The organism is Spiroplasma sp. AdecLV25b (genome assembly GCF_030913225.1).
Taxonomy (GTDB): domain Bacteria; phylum Bacillota_I; class Bacilli_A; order Mycoplasmatales; family VBWQ01; genus Spiroplasma_E.
Genome location: NZ_JAQYTS010000028.1, coordinates 1 through 22328, shown reverse-complemented (window position 1 = coordinate 22328; position 22328 = coordinate 1). Strand labels below are relative to the sequence as shown.

The window sequence follows — 22328 nt, the reverse complement described above, 5'->3', positions numbered from 1 at the left end:
TTCAGAATCTATTGTAAAATTTAATGGAGTCATATATTTCTCATCCTATCTAGTTTTTATTTTCAAACTAATTATATTTGATAAGGAGGGGTATATGGCTCATTTTTTATTAATTTTTTAAATTTACACACAATCTTAGACTTAACCAAAAATATAAACTATTTTTATTCTTATTTTAAATTCATAACAAATGAATATTCTGTTTTTAAAATTATTTGGAGTAAACTTAGGTGACTTGTACCAAAGATAAAATAAAAACAAATCTTTTTACAGATTTGTTTCTAGCCTAAGGTTCAACGTACTTTGCTTAATAGCATACGCTTAAAATTCACTGTTTATTTTGAAATCCTTCAAGGTCTTTACTAAATTGTACCATATCAAAATCAAAATAAAAAACTTAAGAGGATATTTAATAAAATTAAAATTCCTGAGCACCCAAAATGACATATTAAATATGATTTTTATTAAAACTCATTGTTGATAGATAATAAACAAAAAATGATATATTCTTTACATAAACTAAATATAAATTTTTAACCCATTGCTTTATTTTAAAGAAAGAAAAAGGAGAAAAAATGTTTAGTATAGAAAGAACGCAAAGATTAATATCAAGAGAAAAAACGAAAAAAAATACGAAATTTAAAATGATTTTTGAATCAAAAGTAGAAAAAATTAAAGAAAAAGTTCAAGATATAGTTTCAAAATATAAAAATAATTTAACAATTATAAACGCATTATCTAAAGAATTGCAAACTAAAAAAAGTGATAATGAGATTGACTTTACTTCATTTTTTCAATTAAGTTATGATTTACAATCACAAATCAAAGAAACAAAAAAAGAATTAAAAAATGCCATTAATAATATAATCTATGGCGGTAAAGCCAAAGATTTAAAAAAACAACAAAGCTATATTAAAAAAGAGTTAAAAGAAATATGCAAAGAAAAATTCTTAGTTTTAAAACATGAAATGAATTCTCAAGAAAAATACATTGAATATAAAATAAATGAAATGCAATCATTTAAAAATAGTACTTTTTGAACAAATCAATCATATAAAAATAAAAATAAACCAGGATTAGCTGACATATTCATAAGTAAACCATCAAGTGACACTGATGATAAAGATAGTAGCAATCCAACACAAAAACATCATTTTTCAAAATTTAGTGATGATATTATCACAACTATTAATAGTCAAGAAAAATCTAAGTTTGATACAATGGTAAGTAAATGCGAAACTCAAACATTTAAATTTCAAGAAAAAGTTTCAGATTTAAAAAAACAAATTCTTCCTACTATTTCTGAACTTGATGAAAATAAACTACCAAGTACTAATTCTGTGCAAATGGAACAAGTAAATATTTTTAATATTTCAACACAAATTGAAATATTAAAAGAGGAAGTAAAAATTTTGGAAAGTAATTTTCCAAAAACCATGAAAATGATTCCAGAACATGTAAAACAAACCATAAAAAGTACAAACGAGAAATTAGAAAAACAACAAAAAGAAATGTCAAAAAATAACAAAAATAAAAAGTTTAATAATTCTATATCAAGTATTAGTGATGAAATATCTGATAAAGATATTATTGAAATGCACTATGGCAAGAATCATATATGTTCAATTGTGTAAATTAACCTATTGGACTCTATTCTATTTCTTGTTTAATTCTTTAATCATATGATAGAAAGGCTTATTATTAATCATAATTTGACCATCATCTTTAAATTTTAAACGTTCATACAATTGTTTAGCATAAATGTTGCCATAACTAACATTTAATGATAATCATTTAACATGTTTATGATTTTGATATTTATTAGTAATATAATTAATAATTTTAGTACCGATACCCTGGTCTTAAAAATCATGATGAACAGCAATAATATCTAAGTATACTTCACTGGGTTTACTTTCTACTTCTACTTCAAATTCATGGTCAATAACAATTTTAGGTTATGTTTTACTAATTTAAAGGTATTATGTTTTAATTTATGAATATCTTCATCAACTGCTATTAGTGCGATACCGTTAACTTGATTGTTATCTTCATTAAGAACAAAATTTTCATAACTAAAATAGTGATTTTTCATTAAGAAAATTTGTTTAAAAATTTTAATAATATCTCATTGCTAGATTTATTAAAGATTTTATTTTTTGTAGTTTTATAAATCTCATAAAATAGTTCAATAATTATTGATAGATTTTGTTCAGTTTCTGAAGACTTTGCCATACGAATCATTAATTTTCCTCACTTCTGTTATTTATATAATTTTATCTTAAAATAAGATTAATAGTAATAATTTTAAAACTGATAATTGAATATTAAAAATGTTAATGTTATAATCAAAAATAAGACGGGTTATATTATATTAGATTTTAAAGTTCAACCTAGTCATATATTTTAAAGGAACGTGGGAAACTTATGAAGTCATTTTTACTTGTCATTTCTAGTTTAACAATTTCAAGTACAATAACATAAACATATTTAACAAATAATAATGCAATTTTAAATAACACTTGCAAAAAAAAATCAATTAAATTTTTTTAAACTGCAATTTAAAAATAAATCTATTACAGAACTTGAAAAAATGAAAGCAAATTTAATTAATGCTATAAGCATAAAAATAATCAAATTTTAATTCAAGAAAATAAATTAAATGATAAACTATGAAATACTAGTATTTATCAATTAATCACAAGTGACAAATATATTAAATCATTATCACTACAACTAGAGATGGGATTAATTTCTTTTGACAAAAATAATAATATAAACTTTGAAGCAAAAAATAATGGGGCAAGTGTATGGGCTGAATCACATTGATATTGATTTGGTTATTGAAAGTTACATTTTTCTCATGATGCTATTGAAACATTTGGTGAAAGTGGTCATGGTGCAACAGAAATAGCAGCCGCAATTAGTTTAGCTTTTCCACCTGCAGCACCCGCTGCATTAGCAATTGCTGGAGTTGTACTTGCTAATATAGCATTATTAAGAAGTTATGATTATGGCAATGGTTCTTGATTAGGCATATACTTATTAGTACCTGATATGGGTTGAGGAAGTAACTAAAAATGTTTAACAAATTCTCTAAAAATTGAAAATGATTAATAATCATATCTTTAGTACATGTTATTATAGGCTATGGTACTTTTATTTTATTAACCTTAGGAATAAGCGCAACTATATCTTTAAATACTACTATTGACACTACCATCATATTAATGTTTATTTTTGTTATAAAAATCATTGTTATTTCTTTTAGTTTAGGTATTTATATTTTAAATAGCAACAAACAAGAACAAATTAAAAATCAATATTTATGATTATTTTTATATTTCCTAGCATTTGATATTTTTGGTTTCATTGGAATGTTACTTTTAATAAGAAATAATCACATTGTGAAAGCAGAAAATAATTCTGAAATAGTAATGATTAAAAATGATAAACATATCTTACTATGAGCAATTTATGCTTCAATCGGATTAAGTTGCTTTATTTTATTTGCACCCATTGCTGCTATTAACTTAATAAAAATTAAAAAACAATGAAATGAAGAAAAAATTGCACAAGATGAATTAAAAAAAATTATTTTTTATAGTGGGTTTTTAGTATTATTTATTGGACGACCATACAAAAAAATATCATACTAATAAATCAAGTTTATTATTAATTTAATGTTTTTATCATATGATAAAAAGGTTCACTATTAATACTTAACTTCCCATTTTCTTGAAAACCTACTCGTTCATATAACTTACGAGCTTTAAAATTTTTAAAACTAACATTAAGTGACAAATAATTAATATCAGATTGCGATTGATATTTTTTAACAATCCATAATATTAGTTTTGCTCCAATACCTTGCCCTTGAAAATCACTTTTGACACCAAATGTATCCAGATACACTTCCTTATCTTCCGATTCAGTTTCAATTTCAAAGTCTAAATTAAAAATTAATTTGTAAAATTTTAGATAAAATTTTAAAAGTATTAATTTTTAATTGATAACTATCTTTATGCAACACAACTAAAGCAATACCGTTAATTTATCCATTGTCTTCGTGAACAATATAGTTCTCATAACTAAAATAATGATTTTTCATTAAGAAAATTTGTTTAAAAACATTTATTTTTTCACTATCGCTATACGTTGCAAAGGTTTTACTTTTTGATGAACCATAAACTTCATAAAAAATATTAATTATTATCGCAATATTTTCGGTGGTTTCATTAAATTTGGCACGACGAATCATTTTTAATTTCCTTTCTAAGATTCAAAATTAATTAATAACTACTTGTCGCTATCAATATTATTTTCTGAACTTGGAACTACAGATTGATTATTAAATACACTATCTTCTAAACTTTTTTTAATAACCAGTACCCCTTTATTAACATTAACATTGTCTTTTTGACTATCTGGATTAATTTTACCAAATGGTGTTAAGTGAGAATCTTCGTTGAAATAATGTTGTGACTTATTATTAATTATTTCAGGAGCAGAAGTTGTTTCTTGGGTATCTAATTCTTTATCATTAGTTTGTTGTTTTTGTTGAGATAGAATTTGTTGTTGTTTTAATTTAATAGTTTTTTCTAAATTAGAAATAGGATTAGCAATTGCATCATTAAGTTGACTAGTATTTTTAGTTTGTTTTCTAATGCCTTTAATTTCTTTTAACACTTCTTTCTCAATAGCAACTTTGTCAGCAAGTATTTGTTTGTGGTTTTGTTCATGAATTAATTTTTTGGCTTCAAATTGTTTCTTAGTAGTTCTTTTAGTTTTACTTTTCGTTTTAACGCTTTTAAACATTCTCGTAAAAGCAATGGCACATAATTTAAACTTACTAAAAATAATTAGCGGACGTTTAAAAAAAAGCAAAGAAACTAATAACAAGATGCCAATAATATTAGAAAAAACATTAGTAGCAAAAAAACCATAACTAAATAGTCCTGTTAAAATTGTACTAATCATACCACCTGTAGCATTTCTTGGAAAAAACGTATTAATTCCTAAATTAGGAAAGGAAATTGGTTTACCAAAAAACCCATTATAGTTAGTAAAAATACTGCTACTTCATCACGTATTAGCATAATTAGTAGTAATACTTATTAAGTTTAAGTTATGATAATTAGAATATAAATGATTACGATTATTAATTATTAATGACAAAGTTTGAGTTGTTCAGCAAACTAATACTAATATTAAAACTAATTTTCCTACATTGCTTGGTTTCATTTTTAAATGATAACCAAAACATAAAGGAATAATAGCAAAGAAACTAATCCCATATACTAAGTACTTAATTCAACCAAAGAGAAAAGTAAAACATAAATCATCTAACATTTTACCAACAACACTAAATCTAATTAAACTAATAATTAAAAAACACAAAATGGTAACTGCAAAAAACAAGGTTCCTACTTCGTCACCTCGCGTATGAAGCTTAGAAAAAGTGATTATTCTTTGTGGATTACTGTTTTCCATTTTGTGCACCTACTTAAAAAGATTAAATTTCATTAATAACTGTTAAAATCATCGGTAATTTTCCAGTTTCTTTTTTAATATAATCTTGCAGATCATTACGCATTTTATTTTTAACTTCATTAATGCTAAATGCATTACTTGCTTTATACTTTTCAATAACATTAATAATAATTTTTTGAATATTTTTTAGCATTCCTTCATTGTTAGTTAAATAAATAACACCACGCATTTGCGCATCAATTAAAGAAATTATTTCTTTAGTCTTACGGTCAATCGTAACGCCAGTAATTAATACACCATCACGTTGTAATTGCTTACGTTCATTAATCACAATGGCGCCAATATCACCAACACCAATTCCATCAACATAAACATCACCAGTTTTGATTAGATTTTCTGTTGATTTAATAGTATTAAAACTTTTATCACCAATTGATGATGCACGATTAAAGGTTGACTTAACAAAGTTATCTACTAACTTACCGTTTTCAAAAGTAATAACTTTACCATTATCATGGATTAAAGCATTGTTATTTAATACACCAGCACTAATAGCAGCTTGCTGGGCTGCAACAAAATCTTTATACAATCCTTTAACAGGCAAAAAGTATTTAGGTTGAATAATATTAACCATTAATTTAATGTCTTCATACGAAGCATTTAAACTTCAAACTTGTTTTTCAGAAATACTAATGACTTTAACATCAGTTCTTGCTAACTCATCTAGTAGTGAAGCATGTGCTAATTCATTACCTGGAATTGGTGGAGTTGCTAAAATTACTGTATCTTGCGGTTCTAATTTCAAATAGTCATCATTACCAACAGCAATTTTATTCATTTTTAAGAATAATCGTTCACCACTACCAGTAACAATAATAACTGTGTCTTTCATACCAACCGTTTGTGCTAAGTTAATTAGTTGTGATTTATTAATATTAAAAGCATTTAAATCATTAACTTTTAGTAAAATATCATATAACGTTACACCATAAACAGCAATTTTACGCTTCGAATCAGTTTCTTGAATAGCATTTAAGATTTCATTAACACGATACAAATCTTGATCATAACAAGCAAGAATAACTCTTCCTGGGGCTTCTTTTAATACTGGTTCAATAATTTTTTGAATTTTATGATTAGGAGCTGTAAAGTTTTTTCTAACAGCACATGATGCTTCACTAATTAATAACAAGACATCTTTTTTAGCAACGCTTGCTAAATGAGGAATATCAGTAGCAAAATCATTGCGGTATTCACCATCAAAAATATAATCTCCTGTATAAACAATCCGTTCTGCTGGTTGATTTTTTTCTTCATTATTAACAGTTAGTACAAATCCTAAACTGCCAGGAATTGAAGTTGTGGTTTTGAAGGTTTCAACACTAACATTACCAAAATTCATTTTTTCATTTGGTTGAATACTTTTAATACTAATTTCATTTTGATTAATAAAACGAAAACGTTCTAGTTTTTGTCTAATCATGAAGTCAGTCAGCTTGCTAGCAAAAATAGGGACTTTATGATTAGTTTTGTCTTTATTAAAATCTTTTAGTATATAAGGTAAAGCGCCAAAGGCATCATCTGATGGTTTTGAAATAAAAATCCCTTGAACACGTTGCTTATTTTCTTTTAAATAAGTATAATCAGGAATGATAATATCAATTCCTAAAATTTCTCGTTCTGGTAGTCTAATTCCTGCATCAAAAACAAATATTTTTTCATTTACTTCTACAACATATAAATTCTTGCCACGCTCATCAAGACCACCTAGTGCAAATACTTTTATCTTTGCCATTTATTTCACCAGTTTTCTACTTTCTTTTTAGCATTATTTTTTAATTTTAATAATTTGTAAGTTAAGAAAATTAAAAATATTTTCTTCATTGTACTATAATAATATTTTAGCATTAAAATAGTTAAAACATTAGAACTGTTTTTAAAAAAATAAAAAGCAACTAATAGTTTATTTTAGGTTCATAATTATATCTAACCAATAATTTCTAAACTAAGTTTACCGTTATCTTCAACCTTAACTACCCGAACTTTAATTATATCATTAATTTTAATGAAATCATTTAAATCATCAATTCGTTTATTAAATATTTTTGAAAATTGTGAGATACGAACTAAACCATCAATCTTATCTTTTAAGTTAACAAAGACACCAAATTTAGTAATGGTCACAACTTTAGCATCAAATTTAGAACCTACTTCAATTTGTACAGGAAACACAATACTTTCAATAATACTTCATGCTTTATTAATTGCACTTTGGTTATTATGATACAGTATAATACGACCATTATCTTCAATATCAATTTTTACATTATCACAATCAGCAATAATTTTATTAATAACTTTACCACCAGAACCGATAATATCACGAATTTTATCAACCGGAATTTGTTTCATAATTACTTTCGGTGCATTTGCAGCTAAAGTAATTCGTGGTGCTTTAATAACCTTATTCATATTTTCTAACACTTGTAATCTAGCAATTCTAGCTTTTTCTAAAGCTTGCGTAATAATGTTAAAATCAATGCCCGCAATTTTAATATCCATTTGTAGTGCACAAATTCCTTCACTGGTGCCAGCTACTTTAAAGTCCATGTCACCTAAATGATCTTCTAAACCTTGAATATCTGTTAGTACTACAAAATCTTTATTTTCTTTAATTAATCCCATTGCAATGCCAGCAATCGCTGCTCTCGTTGGAACACCACCAGCCATCAATGCCATTGATGAAGCACAAATCGCTGCTTGTGATGTTGAACCATTAGAAGCAAGAACTTCCGATACTAAACGAATCATGTATGGAAAATCTTTTTCTTGCGGAATAACTTGTAATAATGCCTTTTCTCCAAGGGCACCATGACCAATTTCACGTCGTGACGGTACTCCCATTCTTCCTGTTTCACCAACAGAAAATGGCGGAAAGTTATAATGATGGATAAAACGTTTGTATTCTTCTTTACCTAAACCATCAATAATTTGATGCTCAGCTAAAGCACCTAACGTTAAAATTGACATAACTTGCGTTTCACCACGATTAAACATCGCGCTACCGTGCACAATCGGTAAGATATCAACCATACTTGTTAGTTTTCTAATATCATCAGGGCCTCTGCCATCAATTCGTTTTTTTGCTTTTAAAATCATTGTTCGCATTGTTGTTTGTAATAATTCTTCAATGCTTTTACGAATATTATGAATTACTGTTGCTTCATTAGAATCTAATAAAAATTCTGCTTGTGAAATTTTAAAACTATCAAAAGTTGTTGTTAATAAATCTTTAATTAAATTACCACGAACTTTTTTATCAATAGTCGTACTAATTTTAGCAATGGCGGCATAACAATGAGTTTCAACATACTCTTTAATTACATTAGGAATTAATGCTAATGTTTGTTCAAATTTAGTAGGACTTATTGCTTTAATAATTGTTTCTTGAAAAATAATTAGTTTACTGATTTCATCATGGGCAAATTTTAAAGCTTTAATCATATCTTTTTCACTAATATCATGACATCCCGCTTCCACCATATTAATAGCATCTTTGGTTCCACCAACAATTAATTCCATTTCTGAAACTAACAATTGTTCTTGACTAGGATTTAAGATTAATTGGTTATTAATTTTCCCCACTACTACTGTGGCACTTGGCCCTTGAAAAGGTAAACTACTTAAAGATAATGCTAAGGATGTTCCAAAGGCAGCATTAACACGAACATCACAGTTGTCATCTAAAGCAAAAACATTATTTACTACTTGCACTTCATTAACAAATCCATAAGGAAACAAAGGACGAATTGAACGGTCAATTAATCTTGCACATAGTGTCGCATATTCACTAGGACGACCTTCTCGTTTTAGAAATCCACCAGGAATTTTTCCGACTGAATATAGTTTTTCTTGAAATACAATTTGCAATGGAAAAAAATCCTGATTATTAATATGTTCATTATAGGCAACTGTCGTTAAAACTACAGTATTACCATAACTAATTGTTACTGATTTTTCTGCTAAATTAGCCATAGTCCCCAGAACGACAGTTAAATCATATTGACCAACTGTCAAATTAAATTTTTGTTTTGACATGCTTTTACTCCTTAACTTCCTTTTTTTGTCACAATACATCAGCATTATAGCATAATAACATGTTAGAATTAGGTATAAATCAAATTTATTTAAGGAGATGATAAATTATGTTTAAAAATAAACAACAATCACCTAACACCAAAGTAGAACTATCAAATAAAGAATTTGACAAAATAAAAGTAGGTTCATTACTAATTGATGTTCGTGATATTGGTGAATATCAAGTCCTTAAAAAAATCGCAAACACTGATAATGAACTTAATATCATTAACATTCCTTACTACGATTTAATAAAAAACCCTAGTACGTACATTACTGATAAAAATATGACCATTATCACTATTTGCAATGCAGGGCATCGCTCAACAGCAGCGGCTATTAGCTTACGTGAGCAAGGTTATCCTAATGCTTACGTATTAATAAACGGAGTTTACGGTTACTATCGTAAATAAACTACTTTTCGTTATTTAATTTAATTAATTCATTAATAGCACTGCTTAGGTTATAGCAATAACTACCTAATACTAAACTAACAGCTTCGCTTTGATCTAAGATACCACGATTTTTAATCTTTTTTAAACTATTAAAATCAATTTTGGTATGTTCAATAATTGAAATTTTAATTTTATTAGCAGTAGCTGATGTTTCTTTAATATTTTCAATTCCACCTAAATATAAAATAAAATTTTGCAATTTAAAGGGAAATTTTTGTGGTTTATTATTAATTTTACCTTCATCTTTTTTAGTTTCAGTACGTAATTTTTTAGCGGTATTAACGTTTCAAATTCAAATGCCAATACTAACAACAGCAAATAATAACGCAGAAACTAATAAGGCAATTTGTCAAACTGGCATAAAACACTTCCTTAATGTATTTTATAACATCTACTTTTTTTAATCTTGAATAAATGCTTTTTTAACTTTAGTAAGTAATGAGTAATGATTAGGACTATACTCTAAAACTTGTAAGGATAATCTTGATAATTTAATTGTTATCTCATCATTTAGTTTATCATTAAAAACAAAAGTATCAACAATTAATTTACCAAAATCTGATATTTTGTCAACTTGATTGTTGATTTTTAAGGTAATTTCATGTTTTTCATCTAAAATTAAAGGCGAATTTAAACTGCGATAACTATTATTAGCAACTGGAGCAATTTCATGAAATTGCATTAAATTATGATTGGATAGTACAACGGCACCACCAAGGGATTTCATTAAACCTGTTGAACCTGTTCTCGTAGAGACAACTACTCCTGAACCACGGAAATTTTCAAAGATTTGGTTATTGATTAAAACTTGACATGATAGTGTTGTGGTTAAATTAATAAATTTAACTTCATTTATTGCATATAGTGTTTGATTATTAACAACTATTTCTAATAATGACAAGGGATTTATTTTTAAATTTTTATCATCATTAGCAATTCAAGTTAGAACATCATCAATTTGTGTGTGGTCAAAATTTTCATAAAATCCTAAATTTCCACACTTAAAAATCACAAATTTTACTTTTTTTAGCAGATGATTATATTCATGAACTGCTTTTAAAAATGTCCCATCACCACCAATCACAAAAACAATTTGTGGGTTAGAATCAGTCTCAATTGCTTTAAGGGCCAAAAGTTTGGCCCTTAAAGTTTCAGATAAAGTTTGTGAATTTTTGTATTTATTAGCAATAATGATAAATTCATAATTTTTCATAATCAATTCCAATCATTTTAAATACTTAATTAAAATATTTCACAAGAATCTTCAAATTCATTTTCAATAGAACCTCGAAGAAATAATTCAATTTCATCTTCATTATAACCAATTTGAATTCTTTGCTTATTTTCTTGTACAATAATAGGGCGTTTTAAAACTGTTGGAGAAGTTTTAATTAAATCAAATACTTGCAACATTGTTAATTTTTCAATATTAATAGCATGTGTTTTAATAAATTTTGCTCTTGTTGAAATAATATCTCCAACACCATTAGGCACAAATCTTAATAATAACTTAATTTCAGTATCTGTTAATGGGTTGTGAATTATGTTGCGTTTAATATATGGAATTTTATGTTTTTCGAAAAATTGAATAACTTTTTTTGACGATAAACAACTAGGAGAAACGTATATTTTAATCATGGCAAGAATCCCTTTCCTCTTCCTCTTTTTCATTAATACCCTACCAATATCAACTTTAATATACCAATATTTTTATAGTTAACTTATATTTGAGTAACAAAAATAATACTAATATATTCCTTTGATACTGCCACTTAACTTATAATCTTCATTTAAAAATGTTAAATAAAGCACATGAAAGACCTTTCCATCTTATCCTTCATTTTTATATTATATCATATTCTTCTTTGTCCGCGTATAGTTCTACTTCAGAAATTTACCTTTGTAATAATTTCATGACTGTGGTTCATGAAATTATTATCAAAAAATATCAATATTAGACTTAGCAACATAAGTATTTTATTTAGTTTAGGATATAATTTTTTTATAATTAAATAAGATAATTAATTGAATTATTTAATTTAATCGTTGATAATTATAATAATTAAAAAATAATTAGGAGGAATGCCCATATGGCTCGTGTTATATCAGGAATAACTAGTACTGGAAAATTAACTTTAGGTAATTACTTAGGGGCAATTAATAATTTTCTAAAACTTCAAGATGACCATCAACTCTTAATTTTTGTTGCTAATTTACATGGTTTAACACTACCCATTAATCCACAAACATTACGAGAAAACATTAGAGATATTGCCGCATGATATTTTGCTGCTGGTATTGATCCTGCTAAGTCACATATCTTTATCCAATCTGATGTTTTAGCTCATACGCAACTAGGTTATATTCTACTATGTCATAGTTATTTAGGTGAATTAGAGCGGATGACACAATTCAAAGACAAAAGTCAAAAAACTACTAATCAAAATAAAACTTTAAGTATTCCTTCTGGAATACTTGTATACCCAACATTAATGGCTGCTGATATTTTATTATACGATGCTGATTTCGTTCCAGTTGGTGTTGACCAAACGCAACATTTAGAATTAACAAAAACTCTAGCTACAAGAATAAACAATCTTCATAAAACTAAATTATTTAAAATTCCAGAAGCAATTTTTGACGAACAAGCACAAAAGATTATGAGTTTACAAGAACCTACTAAAAAAATGTCAAAATCAGATGAAAATATTAAAAATGTTATATTTTTAAATGACAGTGAAGAAGAAGTAACAAATAAAATTAAAAAGGCTGTTACAGATTCTGAAGGTATTATTAAATACGATATTGAAAATAAACCTGGTGTCAGTAATCTACTAAGTATTTATGCTAGTATTACCAAACAAGACATAAAAACTTGTGAAAAATATTTTGCTAATCAAAACTATGGATTTTTAAAATCAGAAGTTATTAAAGTAGTTAACGGTTTATTAACGCCTATGCAAAAAAAACATAATGAACTAGTTAATATAAAATCATTTCAATTAACAAAATTTTTAGAGCAAGGAGCTAAAATTGCTAACCAGATTGCTAATCAAAAATTAACTCTAGTCCAAGATACCATTGGTCTTAATTATTTAGTCAGTAACAACAAAAAATAGGAGGAAATAACATGGCAATCCAACGTCGTAATATGGAACAAAAACATTTAATCTTATGTGACCTTGATGGAACATTATTAAAAAGTGGAGGCAGAGAAATCCATCCCGATACTAAAAAAGCTTTATTACAAGCTAAAAAACAAGGACATATTGTTTGTATTGTCACAGGAAGACCACATCGTGGATCAATTAAGTTTTATCGTGAATTAGGTCTTAATACTTTATTATGCAACTTTAATGGTGGCCACATTCATGACCCAAAAGTTAAACAATTCAAACGATTAGTATTTCCTATCTCCGAAAGTATTGTTAAAAGTATTTTAAATGAATCACATATCTATGACCAAATTGAAAACTCAGTTATTGAATATTACAATAAAGCGGTATGTTGAAAAAAAGATGATTTCTTTGAAACCTATTTTCATTTAGATACTATTGAAAATGATACTTTCACCATTAGTAAATTAATTAGAGATTGAAAGGGTAGTGCTAATGCTATCTTAATTCAGTTTAAAGATGATACTAACCTTGATGAAGTATACCGAGTGCTTGAAAAATATTCTAATGCCATTAAGCTTAATACGTGAACGCGTTATGATAATGGTAGTTTAATTTTTGAAATCTCAAGCAAGTTTATTGACAAAGGTATGACTGCTCGTATCTTAGCACAATATTATAATATTGATATTCGGGATGTTATTGCTTATGGCGATGAAATCAACGATATAGAAATGTTAATGGCTGTTGGTTATGGTGTCGCTATGAAGAATGGTAATATCGTTATTAAAAGCATTGCTAATGACATTACTAGAAAAACTAATGATGAAGGTGGTGTTGGTGACCACTTATCAAATTTCTTAAGTTTAAATGAAGAAAATGCAATAAAAATTTAATGTAGTCTAATATTTTCTGTTGGTGTTTGCTTTTTAATTAAAAAGCAAATTTACCTGCAATAATTAAAGTTAAATCACTACTAAAATAAGCCATTTTTTTTAATTCTTTAATTTCAATTAAGTCATTTTTTCAATTTTTAATTATTTTTATAATATTTAAAATAGAAATAGGTATAAAAATAATAAAAATCATCATTCCAATAGAACTATATAATGCTCAAAACAAAAATCATTTTTCAGTTTTAATCATAGTCGTATTTTCTTGAACTTCAACTACATTATTTTTGCTTTTTCATTTCTGTTCACTTTCTAGCATTAAAATACCAATAAAACCAATAGGATTTAAAGCAAGTAGAAACAATAATAACCATAAAAAATGATATTTTCTTTGTTGTTCATCATTACTGTTAAGTATAAAAACACTCAAACTATAAGAAATAAACACTGTTTGAAAACAAAAAACAGAAAAAATAATAAAACTTTTGTCAATATTTCATCATTCATTTTTTATAAAACTTAAGATTCAAATATATAAAATAAAATAAAATGTTGAACTTGTAATTAAATAAAATATCAAACTTATTTTTATTATATTTTTTCATAATGGATCAATTTTGAGATTTTCAAAAAAAGACTTAAACATTTTATCAAATCCTTAATTACTTCCAAATTTTAATGTAGGAATAGTAAACAAATATAATTCCATTCAAGCACCACGACCATAATCATATGCTTTTAAAATAAATGCATTTGCTGTTATTACAGCAGCAATTGCAAACACTGCGGGTGCTAATGGTGGGTATGCTTTACTAATCATAGCTGCGATTTCGGCAACCGAAAGCCCCCCTTCAGTAAATTCTTCAATTATAGCTGAACTAAAATGTAATTTCGCTATACTAAATCAATATCAATAAGTTTCATATCAAATACCTTCAATGTTAAGATTTTTTACTGCTTGGGTTGCAAAATTAAAACTAGCTTTACCCTTTTCATCAAAAATTAAGAATTTATTTTGATAGTAAACATGCAAAACTTTAAGATATTCATCACTAGTAATGATTAGATAAATTTTAAAATCTCATATTTTTTTATTCAATTTAGCGCTATCAAAAAGGATAGCACCATTTGCTAATGAAATAACACCTAATATATTTTCTTTTAATACTTGTTTTTCTTGCTCAGTTTTAGTTGCAAAATATTTTTCTACATAATCAAAATCTATTGATTTATGTTGTTCTTTGTCTTGTAAATTTTCAATATTGTTTGTTTTTGATAAGGTAGTAATTTGTGGTGTTGTACTTAAAAGCGTAGTTAGAACCAAACTACTTGTAATAAATTTTTTCATGTTATTTTCCCCTTTTTCCCCATATTTCTAAAATTCAATAACCTTTTCTTAAATTTTATAAGCTACACATATATATTAAAACTATTCAAAAATTTTACAATTTAAAAGCATAAATTGATTATAAAATCATTAAATAGTGTAAAAAAATTTAATTAAAAAAATGAATCCATAAACGGATTCATTTTTTATACTTCAATGGGTAAAAATTCAAATATTTCAGGATGGTCAGCACAAAACTTTAATTCAGCATCATTTTTATGTTCTTCAATTTCAGATTGTAATTTTGCTAATGTTTGTTGAATCTCAACTAATCTTTCTGGTGTTGGTGGTTGTTTATCTCACCCATCAATAATAATTTTACCTTCTTTAATCAAAGAATTATATTGACATCTTAGACAATCAGATTTTTCTGTTTCATGTTGATGTTTTCCAAACATAAGGTCACATTCTTTCTAAAATAATTATATCTTTATTATAACAAATTTTACCTAACGTTTATTCTCATTCATTTTTAATTTTTTTATTAGTAAATACTTCTACTTCAAAGACAGCATATTCTTTTTTTACTTTCACCACTTTAAACGAAAAGTTACGAAATTTAAAAACAGGACTACACTTTCTAACTTTCTTTTCTTTAGTTTTCATCATATATCATTCTTGAACAGTTTGATTATTACTATTAGGTGATTTCTTTTTTAAATAACGCTTGAATAATACTTCTAATTTTGATGAACCGTCAACACGAAATTTATGGGTTCCAACTTCTTGAATTAAACCAATCTCATCAGTTTCATCATAAATTTCACCGACTAATTCTTCAAGAATATCTTCTAAGGTAATAATTCCACTAAAATCTTTTTTTTCTTTATTATTACACACAATAGCTAAGTGCATTCTTTCACTTTGCAGTAATTCCAATGCTTCATTTAACTTTGCACGTTTTGAAATAAAAATAGGTGGTAACATTAATTTTAATAAATCAGGATGTTCATTTTCTAACATGTTAATAATAAATTCTTTAATATTTAAAATTCCAATTACATTATCAGTATTACGGTCTATAACCGGAATTCGACTATATTTTTCTTCTAGATATAACTGTTTAATTGTTTTAGCAGGAGTGTCATCATAGATATATTTGCTTTTACTTTTGGGATGCATAGCTTGAAACACAGATTTTTCATCAAATTTAATTGCTGATTCAATTAAATCGCGTTCTGCTTTTTCAATAACTCCTTCTCGTTCAATAATTGAAATTAATTCAATTAATTCTTGTTCTGAACTAGTTGGTTTTTTACTTTTAATTTGAAATAGTTTAAAGATAAAAGTAAAAGGATAAAAAATAATATTCAGTATATATAAAATATAAGCATAATTTAACGCCACTGCCTCAGGGTGTAATTTAGCAACACTTTTAGGAATAATTTCACCAATAATTAAAACAACAGTAGCAGAAACTAAAGTTGAAATTAATGGTCCATAAATTGGTAAGTTTAAACTGTCAATAAATAAAACTGTACTTAAAGTACCAATGGCAACATTAATTAATGTATTGCCAATTAAAATAGTTGTTAAAGTTGTATTATAATTTTTTACTAATTTAAAAACAATATTAGCACGATGATTTTTCTTGCTACGTAATTTACCAATTGATTTAATTCTAATAACGTTTAATGAAGTTAAAGAAGTTTCTGCTGATGAATAGAAACTACTTAAAAATAATAGAATTACTAATATGATTATATAAATGTACCAATTACTTTCCATATAGAAAATATTATGCTCCTTTGTATTTTTTTTATTGTTATTAAGATTATAACATAGTATACTTAATACGTTATATTTTATTATATATTATTTGTTTATGCTTTAGGCATACAACATAATATTGAAGGTGTGAAAATTAAATGCGTAAAATACTAGGATTAATGGCTGCTATAGTACTAGGTAGCACAACAACTTTACAAGTAGTCGCTTGTAGTGATGATTCAAAATTTCAAGATTTTAAAAATCATGTTAATAGCAAAGAAACTTTTTTTGGTGTACTTGGAATTAAAAGCAATGCCGATGAAAAAACACTTACTGATGGATTAACTGCTATGCAAGCAATACCTCCAACAGGTGGTAAAAGTCAGTGAGAAAAATATCTAGAATCAGACCGTGTAAAACCTGCTTTAGATAAAAATAATACTAAAATTAAGATTCTAACGTTTGAAAGAGAACCGTTTGCTGATGAAAGTAAGACATCAGCCGATGATTTTTGAAATGATTCTTCTATTAGTTGACAACAAAATATCTACCATTGATTAATTGACAACAAAACAGTAGGTACCAAATACTCAGAACCTGTTACAGACTCTGCTACAACTGTTATTCCTCCTTACCCTAGTACTGATAAGGATCGTAAATTTACATCATTACCAATTATCTTTATTGTAAGTAAGGGGCAATTATTAACTGTTGGTGCTGGTTGAGATTCAAAAAATATTAGCAACCAAGAACAATTTTTTGATAAATTTACAGCTTTAATAAGTGGGAATTTATTAGACAAATTATAAAACATACAAGTTTAGTATTAAAAAATGCTAATAAAGCAAATCTTTACTTTCTACATAATAAACAAAAAATAAGTTATTAATAACTTATTTTTTTATTTAGTAACATTATTATATCATTTGCAATCTTGTCTTTTTTGATTTTGAAATCAATTTCAACATTGGTTAGTTAGTACTACCCGAAAGTTGTAATTTTATAAGGGTTCAATTCTCTTTTCTCTAAACATCAGAGATAATGCATCTCTCATTCTATTCAAGGGCTAATGTTTCTAAAAATTTTAACAATTGACTAAGCGCTGAATAACGATGAGAAATCTTATTTTTATCTTCTAACGTCATTTCTCCTAATGTGGCATGTTGTGATGGAATATAAAAGATTTGATCATAACCAAAACCATAATTACCTTTAATTTCTATTGTAATTTCACCTTCCAACTTACCAATAAAAGTTTTGCTAATGTTATGATTCAAATCAACATAAGCAATTGCTGAAATAAACATGGCGCTACGGTCATTATGGCCTTTCATTTGCTCTAAAATATCAACCATAGCTTCATGATAAGACATACTGCCTTTTCAACGTGCTGAATGAATGCCAGGGAAATTATTTAATGCTAAAATTTCCAATCCTGAATCATCGCCAATGACAGGAGTGTTAACTAATCGTGCTAAAGTTTTTGCTTTTAAAACAGCATTTTCAGAAAATGAATCCCCTGTTTCATTAATTTCAATTGGTGAACTAAGGTCTAAAATTGACTTAATTTCATAACCATATGGCGCTAACATCGCTTTTAATTCCATAACTTTACCTGGATTGTTTGAAGCAAACCATAATGTTTTAATAACCATTAATAATCAATTCCTTCCCGTGCAATTTGACCTTGTTCAAAGTAATGTTTAATTGGTTTAACTTCACTAATTAAATCAGCAACTTGTTCTAAAGCAAATGACGCATATCGCCCTGATATGGCGATTTCAATATTTGGTTTTTTATTTTTTAAAATTTTAATTAAATCTTGTTCTTTAATTAAATTATTTTGAATGCATCCTAAGATTTCGTCAACCACAATTAAATCAATGCTATCACTTTGACTTAAAATTGCTAAGCGTTGTAGTCCTTCATTAGTTTCTTGTTTTAAAATGGCTTGTTCCTTCTCATCCATTTCTCAAAAAAATTTTTGTGATGATTCATAAAAACTTTCAATTTTAACTTTAGTGTTATTTTTAAAAAAGGCAATTTCGCCCGACGGACAATTCTTTAAAAACCGCAAGTAACTAACATTAAGTTTATTACCAAGCGCACGCACAACCATACCATTAAGAATAGTTGTCTTACCTTTACCTTTGTAAATGTGAATATAACCTTTTTCTAACATCGTCTCACTACTTTCAATAATTTAATTAAATAAATTGTATAATTTTATTGAGATAGATACAAGTAAATTGAAAAGGTGAATAACATGACATTTAAAACTATAAAATCACCCCTCCAATGTGAACAATTAATAACTAAAGGACTAACTAATGACTTATTCTTAGTTAATCAACAATATTTTTTAAAACAAAGTAAAAACATTAAGCAACCATTTTTAAACACAGAAAATCAAATTAGAGTTGTCCAATTAATTCAGTGACAAAAATTTACATTACCAATTATTGAAATTAATATTCAAGATAATAAATTACTAACATTAATGCCCTACTATCATGATTTAATAACTTTAGTAGAACAACCAATTTATGACGAAATATTAACTACTTTATCTAATTTAGTAAAACAATTACATAAAATTAAATATGATAGTAATTTAAATATAATGAAGTGAAATGGTTTAGAACAATTAAAATCTTATTGTGATTTAGTTATTTGTGCAGTTGATTTAACTAAGATTAAAACAAGTGTTACTACTTGAATTACAAATTACCAACCAGAAAAAATAGTATTATGCCATAATGATTTAAGCATTAATAATTTTGTAAAAACTAATAATCAGTGATATCTTATTGATTGAGATTTTACTTGTTGGAATGATCCATTATTTGATATTGCTTCTTTTGCATCTGAAACATTAACTAATGATAGTGATATTAAAATTTGATTTGCTTGTTTTAATTTAACTGATGAGCAAATAACAATTGTTAAACAATGAATGACTTATCAAGATTTAATTTGATATTACTGGGCTTGTTATTTGTATAAACAAACTAATATATCAATTTATCAAGATATTAGTAATAGTAAACTAGAAAAGTTAATGTTGTATAGTGATAATTTAAACATCATTATATAGACTATCTATAATGTTCATAGTTTTTATTTCATTTTTACAAAATTAAAGGTTAATTCTATTGAGAGTATTATCCGTTAAAATAATTAAGATTTCTTTTATAATTTTTAGATTCTTTTTCTAGTTCTTGTTGCCCATGAATATCTTTTGTAATTTTTTGAAATGATTGGGTTTCTTTAGAATTTTGTATTTCTTGTGCTAGCTTTTCAATAGCAGTAGAATTTCCACTGTCATTATCACCAACAAAATTTGATTTAGATGCAGACACGCTATATTTCTATTTTCCAAACAGCAGTGATGGTTCTTTACCAATACTATAACTTTGATTATCAGAATGTTTTTTATAAATATCTTTTCAAAAGTTGATAAAAATGATTTAACTTTTGTAAATCTTCAGATTCTTTATCTAATTTCTTTGACTTATGTTGTTCCACAAAGAAATTTATATTTATTTGCTTGTTCATCAAATTCTAAATAAATAGCAGGTCTACCACCTTCATGATCTTTTTCTTTGCTTTCTTTAAAATTATAAACCATAGATTCTTCAAAGTTATTTTTTCAAGAAAGATTACCAATAAGTTGTAGAAAAGGAAAGTTTTACATTTAAATTATAAAATTTGTCCTGAATTAGAAGAAATTTCAAAAGAACAAGATGTCTAACTTAAAAAATTATGATTAAAGTTTAAAAATAAAGTATAGTTAATTATTTGTAATTTATTTTAAAAGGTTTTAAATATTATTAAACATTTATATTAATGTTTAGGAGGTAAAAATGACACATAGTAGTGGTAGCGGTGGAGCAGCATCAGGAACTTCAGGATTTATTGGTTTACAACAATCAAAAAAAGTAGTGAACAAGCTACTTCAAAATCAAAATCAAGTAATTCAGATTCAAAGAGCCAATTGAAACAAACACAACAAATTGAAACAACATCATTAAAACAACATGTGAATGATATAAGCAACGAAATAATCGAAGAAAATAATCAAAGTAACTGTTGTACAATTTTATAAAAAATACAAAAGAGACTTTTCAGAAGTCTCTTCTTTTTGATAATTTCCTTAATTTTAATTAAGAATTTTTTCAAATTTCATAGTCACTAGAGTAATATCGTTCTCCTCATTCATCAGTTCCTCTTTGAGTTCTTATATCAATTGAATAAAAATCATTATTTTTATTAACAAAATTTTGTAAATGTTCTCAACTTGGTCAACTATTAATATTTAAAAATGTATTAGATCAATCTATATAATCTTGATTAGTAATAGAACCACCTAAACCAGTATTATCAATTCGTATTAAAGCTTTTTTTAGATAATTATTAACTAAATTATTTACAGTTTGATCATCATTTTCTAATGTGGTATCACTTGGAATTGGTTTATAATTGTAATAATAATTTAATAACGTATTAACTCCTTGCTCATCAACACATGAAGTTATATAATCACTATCAAAGACTTTATAATCTACTTCAAATGAATTAATTTTAGAAATATATTCATCTTGACTTCCTGATTGACAAATTATCGGTATTGGTAACAATGTTACTCCTAAATATACACCATTTCCATCATCATAAGATGGAACATTTCATGCAGTTCAATTAGCAAATCATATCCATTAGTAAGAATATAATCATAGGTTGTAATTCCGGCAATATTTCAAAATATGATGCAAGAATGCTATACATTGCCATTACTGCACCAGCTGAATCTAAAGCATTAGTAAGTTTTTTTGTAACATTAGATGATAAATACAAGTAAAAATAATCACCAAATCCTCATCATGGAAAATACAAACCATTATAATTTATTGGAAAAGATAATCCTAAATTATTTTTTTGATAATTATTTTTATTTTTTAAAAAGTTTAATTAAAGACTGTTTATAATTAAAATTTTTATAATTTAAGTTAGAATTCGCTTTAGCATTAATATTATTTATTGTCTGGTTAAGTCTAAGATTGTGTGTAAATTTAAAAAAGTAATAAAAAATGAGCCATATACCCCTCCTTATCAAATATAATTAGTTTGAAAATAA

General features: G+C 26.0%; 27 protein-coding genes. 9 read left to right on the top strand and 18 right to left on the bottom strand.

Annotation, left to right across the window (positions count from 1 at the left end; all coding sequences use genetic code 4):
- Window positions 1-575 precede the first annotated feature (575 nt).
- On the top strand, window positions 576-1634 hold the full coding sequence (locus RDJ14_RS02910; protein WP_308149878.1) for a hypothetical protein: 1059 nt from the start codon (window positions 576-578) through the stop codon (window positions 1632-1634).
- Between the two features lie 460 nt (window positions 1635-2094).
- Here the strand turns inward: RDJ14_RS02910 and RDJ14_RS02905 are convergent, their stop codons facing one another.
- Window positions 2095-2244, bottom strand: coding sequence for a hypothetical protein (locus RDJ14_RS02905; protein WP_308149877.1), 150 nt, complete (start codon window positions 2242-2244; stop codon window positions 2095-2097).
- A 498-nt stretch (window positions 2245-2742) separates the two neighbouring features.
- Between RDJ14_RS02905 and RDJ14_RS02900 the strand changes: the two genes are divergently transcribed.
- Together RDJ14_RS02900 and RDJ14_RS02895 are read left to right on the top strand one after the other, a co-directional pair.
- Entirely contained in the window at window positions 2743-3078 is a 336-nt protein-coding gene (locus RDJ14_RS02900; protein WP_308149876.1) for a hypothetical protein, read from the top strand.
- Between the two features lie 2 nt (window positions 3079-3080).
- The gene (locus RDJ14_RS02895) at window positions 3081-3659 is read left to right on the top strand and encodes a hypothetical protein (RefSeq protein ID WP_308149875.1); all 579 of its coding nucleotides are present in this window, start codon (window positions 3081-3083) and stop codon (window positions 3657-3659) included.
- Window positions 3660-3675: 16 nt separating this feature from the next.
- On the opposite strand, the gene RDJ14_RS02890 is transcribed toward RDJ14_RS02895, so the two are convergent.
- The 5 genes from RDJ14_RS02890 to RDJ14_RS02870 all read right to left on the bottom strand — a co-directional run bounded on the left by RDJ14_RS02890 (window position 3676) and on the right by RDJ14_RS02870 (window position 9591).
- Window positions 3676-3915, bottom strand: a complete 240-nt coding sequence (locus RDJ14_RS02890) for a GNAT family N-acetyltransferase (RefSeq protein ID WP_374047463.1) — start codon at window positions 3913-3915, stop codon at window positions 3676-3678.
- A gap of 139 nt (window positions 3916-4054) precedes the next feature.
- Window positions 4055-4261, bottom strand: a complete 207-nt coding sequence (locus RDJ14_RS02885; protein ID WP_308149874.1) for a hypothetical protein — start codon at window positions 4259-4261, stop codon at window positions 4055-4057.
- A 38-nt stretch (window positions 4262-4299) separates the two neighbouring features.
- On the bottom strand, window positions 4300-5493 hold the full coding sequence (locus tag RDJ14_RS02880) for a hypothetical protein (RefSeq protein ID WP_308149873.1): 1194 nt from the start codon (window positions 5491-5493) through the stop codon (window positions 4300-4302).
- Window positions 5494-5515: 22 nt separating this feature from the next.
- The gene (locus RDJ14_RS02875) at window positions 5516-7288 is read right to left on the bottom strand and encodes a ribonuclease J (protein ID WP_308149872.1); all 1773 of its coding nucleotides are present in this window, start codon (window positions 7286-7288) and stop codon (window positions 5516-5518) included.
- A gap of 191 nt (window positions 7289-7479) precedes the next feature.
- On the bottom strand, window positions 7480-9591 hold the full coding sequence (locus RDJ14_RS02870; protein ID WP_308149871.1) for a polyribonucleotide nucleotidyltransferase: 2112 nt from the start codon (window positions 9589-9591) through the stop codon (window positions 7480-7482).
- A gap of 107 nt (window positions 9592-9698) precedes the next feature.
- Here RDJ14_RS02870 and RDJ14_RS02865 point away from each other — a divergent pair, with 107 nt between their 5' ends.
- A complete protein-coding gene (locus RDJ14_RS02865; RefSeq protein ID WP_308149870.1) occupies window positions 9699-10043 on the top strand; it encodes a rhodanese-like domain-containing protein in 345 nt (114 codons plus the stop codon).
- Between the two features lies 1 nt (window position 10044).
- Here the strand turns inward: RDJ14_RS02865 and RDJ14_RS02860 are convergent, their stop codons facing one another.
- Genes RDJ14_RS02860 through RDJ14_RS02850 form a run of 3 tightly spaced genes read right to left on the bottom strand, consistent with a single transcriptional unit; the run spans window position 10045 to window position 11723 of the window.
- Complete coding sequence (locus tag RDJ14_RS02860) at window positions 10045-10446, bottom strand: hypothetical protein (RefSeq protein ID WP_308149869.1); 402 nt, start codon at window positions 10444-10446, stop codon at window positions 10045-10047.
- 39 nt (window positions 10447-10485) lie between these two features.
- On the bottom strand, window positions 10486-11298 hold the full coding sequence (locus RDJ14_RS02855) for an NAD(+)/NADH kinase (protein WP_308149868.1): 813 nt from the start codon (window positions 11296-11298) through the stop codon (window positions 10486-10488).
- A gap of 29 nt (window positions 11299-11327) precedes the next feature.
- The gene (locus tag RDJ14_RS02850; protein ID WP_308149867.1) at window positions 11328-11723 is read right to left on the bottom strand and encodes a Spx/MgsR family RNA polymerase-binding regulatory protein; all 396 of its coding nucleotides are present in this window, start codon (window positions 11721-11723) and stop codon (window positions 11328-11330) included.
- 452 nt (window positions 11724-12175) lie between these two features.
- Here RDJ14_RS02850 and trpS point away from each other — a divergent pair, with 452 nt between their 5' ends.
- Together trpS and RDJ14_RS02840 are read left to right on the top strand one after the other, a co-directional pair.
- Window positions 12176-13204, top strand: a complete 1029-nt coding sequence (gene trpS / locus RDJ14_RS02845; protein WP_308149866.1) for a tryptophan--tRNA ligase — start codon at window positions 12176-12178, stop codon at window positions 13202-13204.
- An 11-nt stretch (window positions 13205-13215) separates the two neighbouring features.
- Window positions 13216-14097, top strand: a complete 882-nt coding sequence (locus RDJ14_RS02840; RefSeq protein ID WP_308149865.1) for a Cof-type HAD-IIB family hydrolase — start codon at window positions 13216-13218, stop codon at window positions 14095-14097.
- A gap of 37 nt (window positions 14098-14134) precedes the next feature.
- Here the strand turns inward: RDJ14_RS02840 and RDJ14_RS02835 are convergent, their stop codons facing one another.
- The 4 genes from RDJ14_RS02835 to RDJ14_RS02820 form a co-directional block, all read right to left on the bottom strand.
- Entirely contained in the window at window positions 14135-14740 is a 606-nt protein-coding gene (locus RDJ14_RS02835) for a hypothetical protein (protein WP_308149864.1), read from the bottom strand.
- 12 nt (window positions 14741-14752) lie between these two features.
- On the bottom strand, window positions 14753-15442 hold the full coding sequence (locus tag RDJ14_RS02830; protein ID WP_308149863.1) for a hypothetical protein: 690 nt from the start codon (window positions 15440-15442) through the stop codon (window positions 14753-14755).
- 185 nt (window positions 15443-15627) lie between these two features.
- Window positions 15628-15879: a hypothetical protein gene (locus tag RDJ14_RS02825; RefSeq protein WP_308149862.1), complete on the bottom strand. Its 252-nt coding sequence runs from the start codon at window positions 15877-15879 to the stop codon at window positions 15628-15630.
- Window positions 15880-15937: 58 nt separating this feature from the next.
- Window positions 15938-17209, bottom strand: a complete 1272-nt coding sequence (locus tag RDJ14_RS02820; RefSeq protein WP_308149861.1) for a hemolysin family protein — start codon at window positions 17207-17209, stop codon at window positions 15938-15940.
- A 140-nt stretch (window positions 17210-17349) separates the two neighbouring features.
- Between RDJ14_RS02820 and RDJ14_RS02815 the strand changes: the two genes are divergently transcribed.
- Window positions 17350-18000, top strand: a complete 651-nt coding sequence (locus tag RDJ14_RS02815; RefSeq protein ID WP_308149860.1) for a hypothetical protein — start codon at window positions 17350-17352, stop codon at window positions 17998-18000.
- Window positions 18001-18246: 246 nt separating this feature from the next.
- Here RDJ14_RS02815 and rdgB read toward each other — a convergent pair whose 3' ends face one another.
- On the bottom strand, window positions 18247-18846 hold the full coding sequence (rdgB, locus tag RDJ14_RS02810) for an RdgB/HAM1 family non-canonical purine NTP pyrophosphatase (protein ID WP_308149859.1): 600 nt from the start codon (window positions 18844-18846) through the stop codon (window positions 18247-18249).
- Window positions 18846-19373, bottom strand: a complete 528-nt coding sequence (locus tag RDJ14_RS02805) for a cob(I)yrinic acid a,c-diamide adenosyltransferase (RefSeq protein WP_308149858.1) — start codon at window positions 19371-19373, stop codon at window positions 18846-18848. Before RDJ14_RS02805 ends, rdgB begins: the two co-directional genes overlap by 1 nt.
- Window positions 19374-19457: 84 nt before the next feature.
- Between RDJ14_RS02805 and RDJ14_RS02800 the strand changes: the two genes are divergently transcribed.
- The gene (locus tag RDJ14_RS02800; protein ID WP_308149857.1) at window positions 19458-20288 is read left to right on the top strand and encodes a phosphotransferase; all 831 of its coding nucleotides are present in this window, start codon (window positions 19458-19460) and stop codon (window positions 20286-20288) included.
- A 67-nt stretch (window positions 20289-20355) separates the two neighbouring features.
- On the opposite strand, the gene RDJ14_RS02795 is transcribed toward RDJ14_RS02800, so the two are convergent.
- Complete coding sequence (locus RDJ14_RS02795) at window positions 20356-20553, bottom strand: hypothetical protein (protein ID WP_308149856.1); 198 nt, start codon at window positions 20551-20553, stop codon at window positions 20356-20358.
- A 504-nt stretch (window positions 20554-21057) separates the two neighbouring features.
- On the opposite strand from RDJ14_RS02795, the gene RDJ14_RS02790 reads away from it, so the two are divergent.
- On the top strand, window positions 21058-21225 hold the full coding sequence (locus RDJ14_RS02790) for a hypothetical protein (RefSeq protein ID WP_308149855.1): 168 nt from the start codon (window positions 21058-21060) through the stop codon (window positions 21223-21225).
- A gap of 132 nt (window positions 21226-21357) precedes the next feature.
- On the opposite strand, the gene RDJ14_RS02785 is transcribed toward RDJ14_RS02790, so the two are convergent.
- Together RDJ14_RS02785 and RDJ14_RS02780 are read right to left on the bottom strand one after the other, a co-directional pair.
- Window positions 21358-21831: a hypothetical protein gene (locus tag RDJ14_RS02785; protein ID WP_308149854.1), complete on the bottom strand. Its 474-nt coding sequence runs from the start codon at window positions 21829-21831 to the stop codon at window positions 21358-21360.
- 61 nt (window positions 21832-21892) lie between these two features.
- The gene (locus RDJ14_RS02780; protein WP_308149853.1) at window positions 21893-22048 is read right to left on the bottom strand and encodes a hypothetical protein; all 156 of its coding nucleotides are present in this window, start codon (window positions 22046-22048) and stop codon (window positions 21893-21895) included.
- Between the last annotated feature and the right edge of the window lie 280 nt (window positions 22049-22328).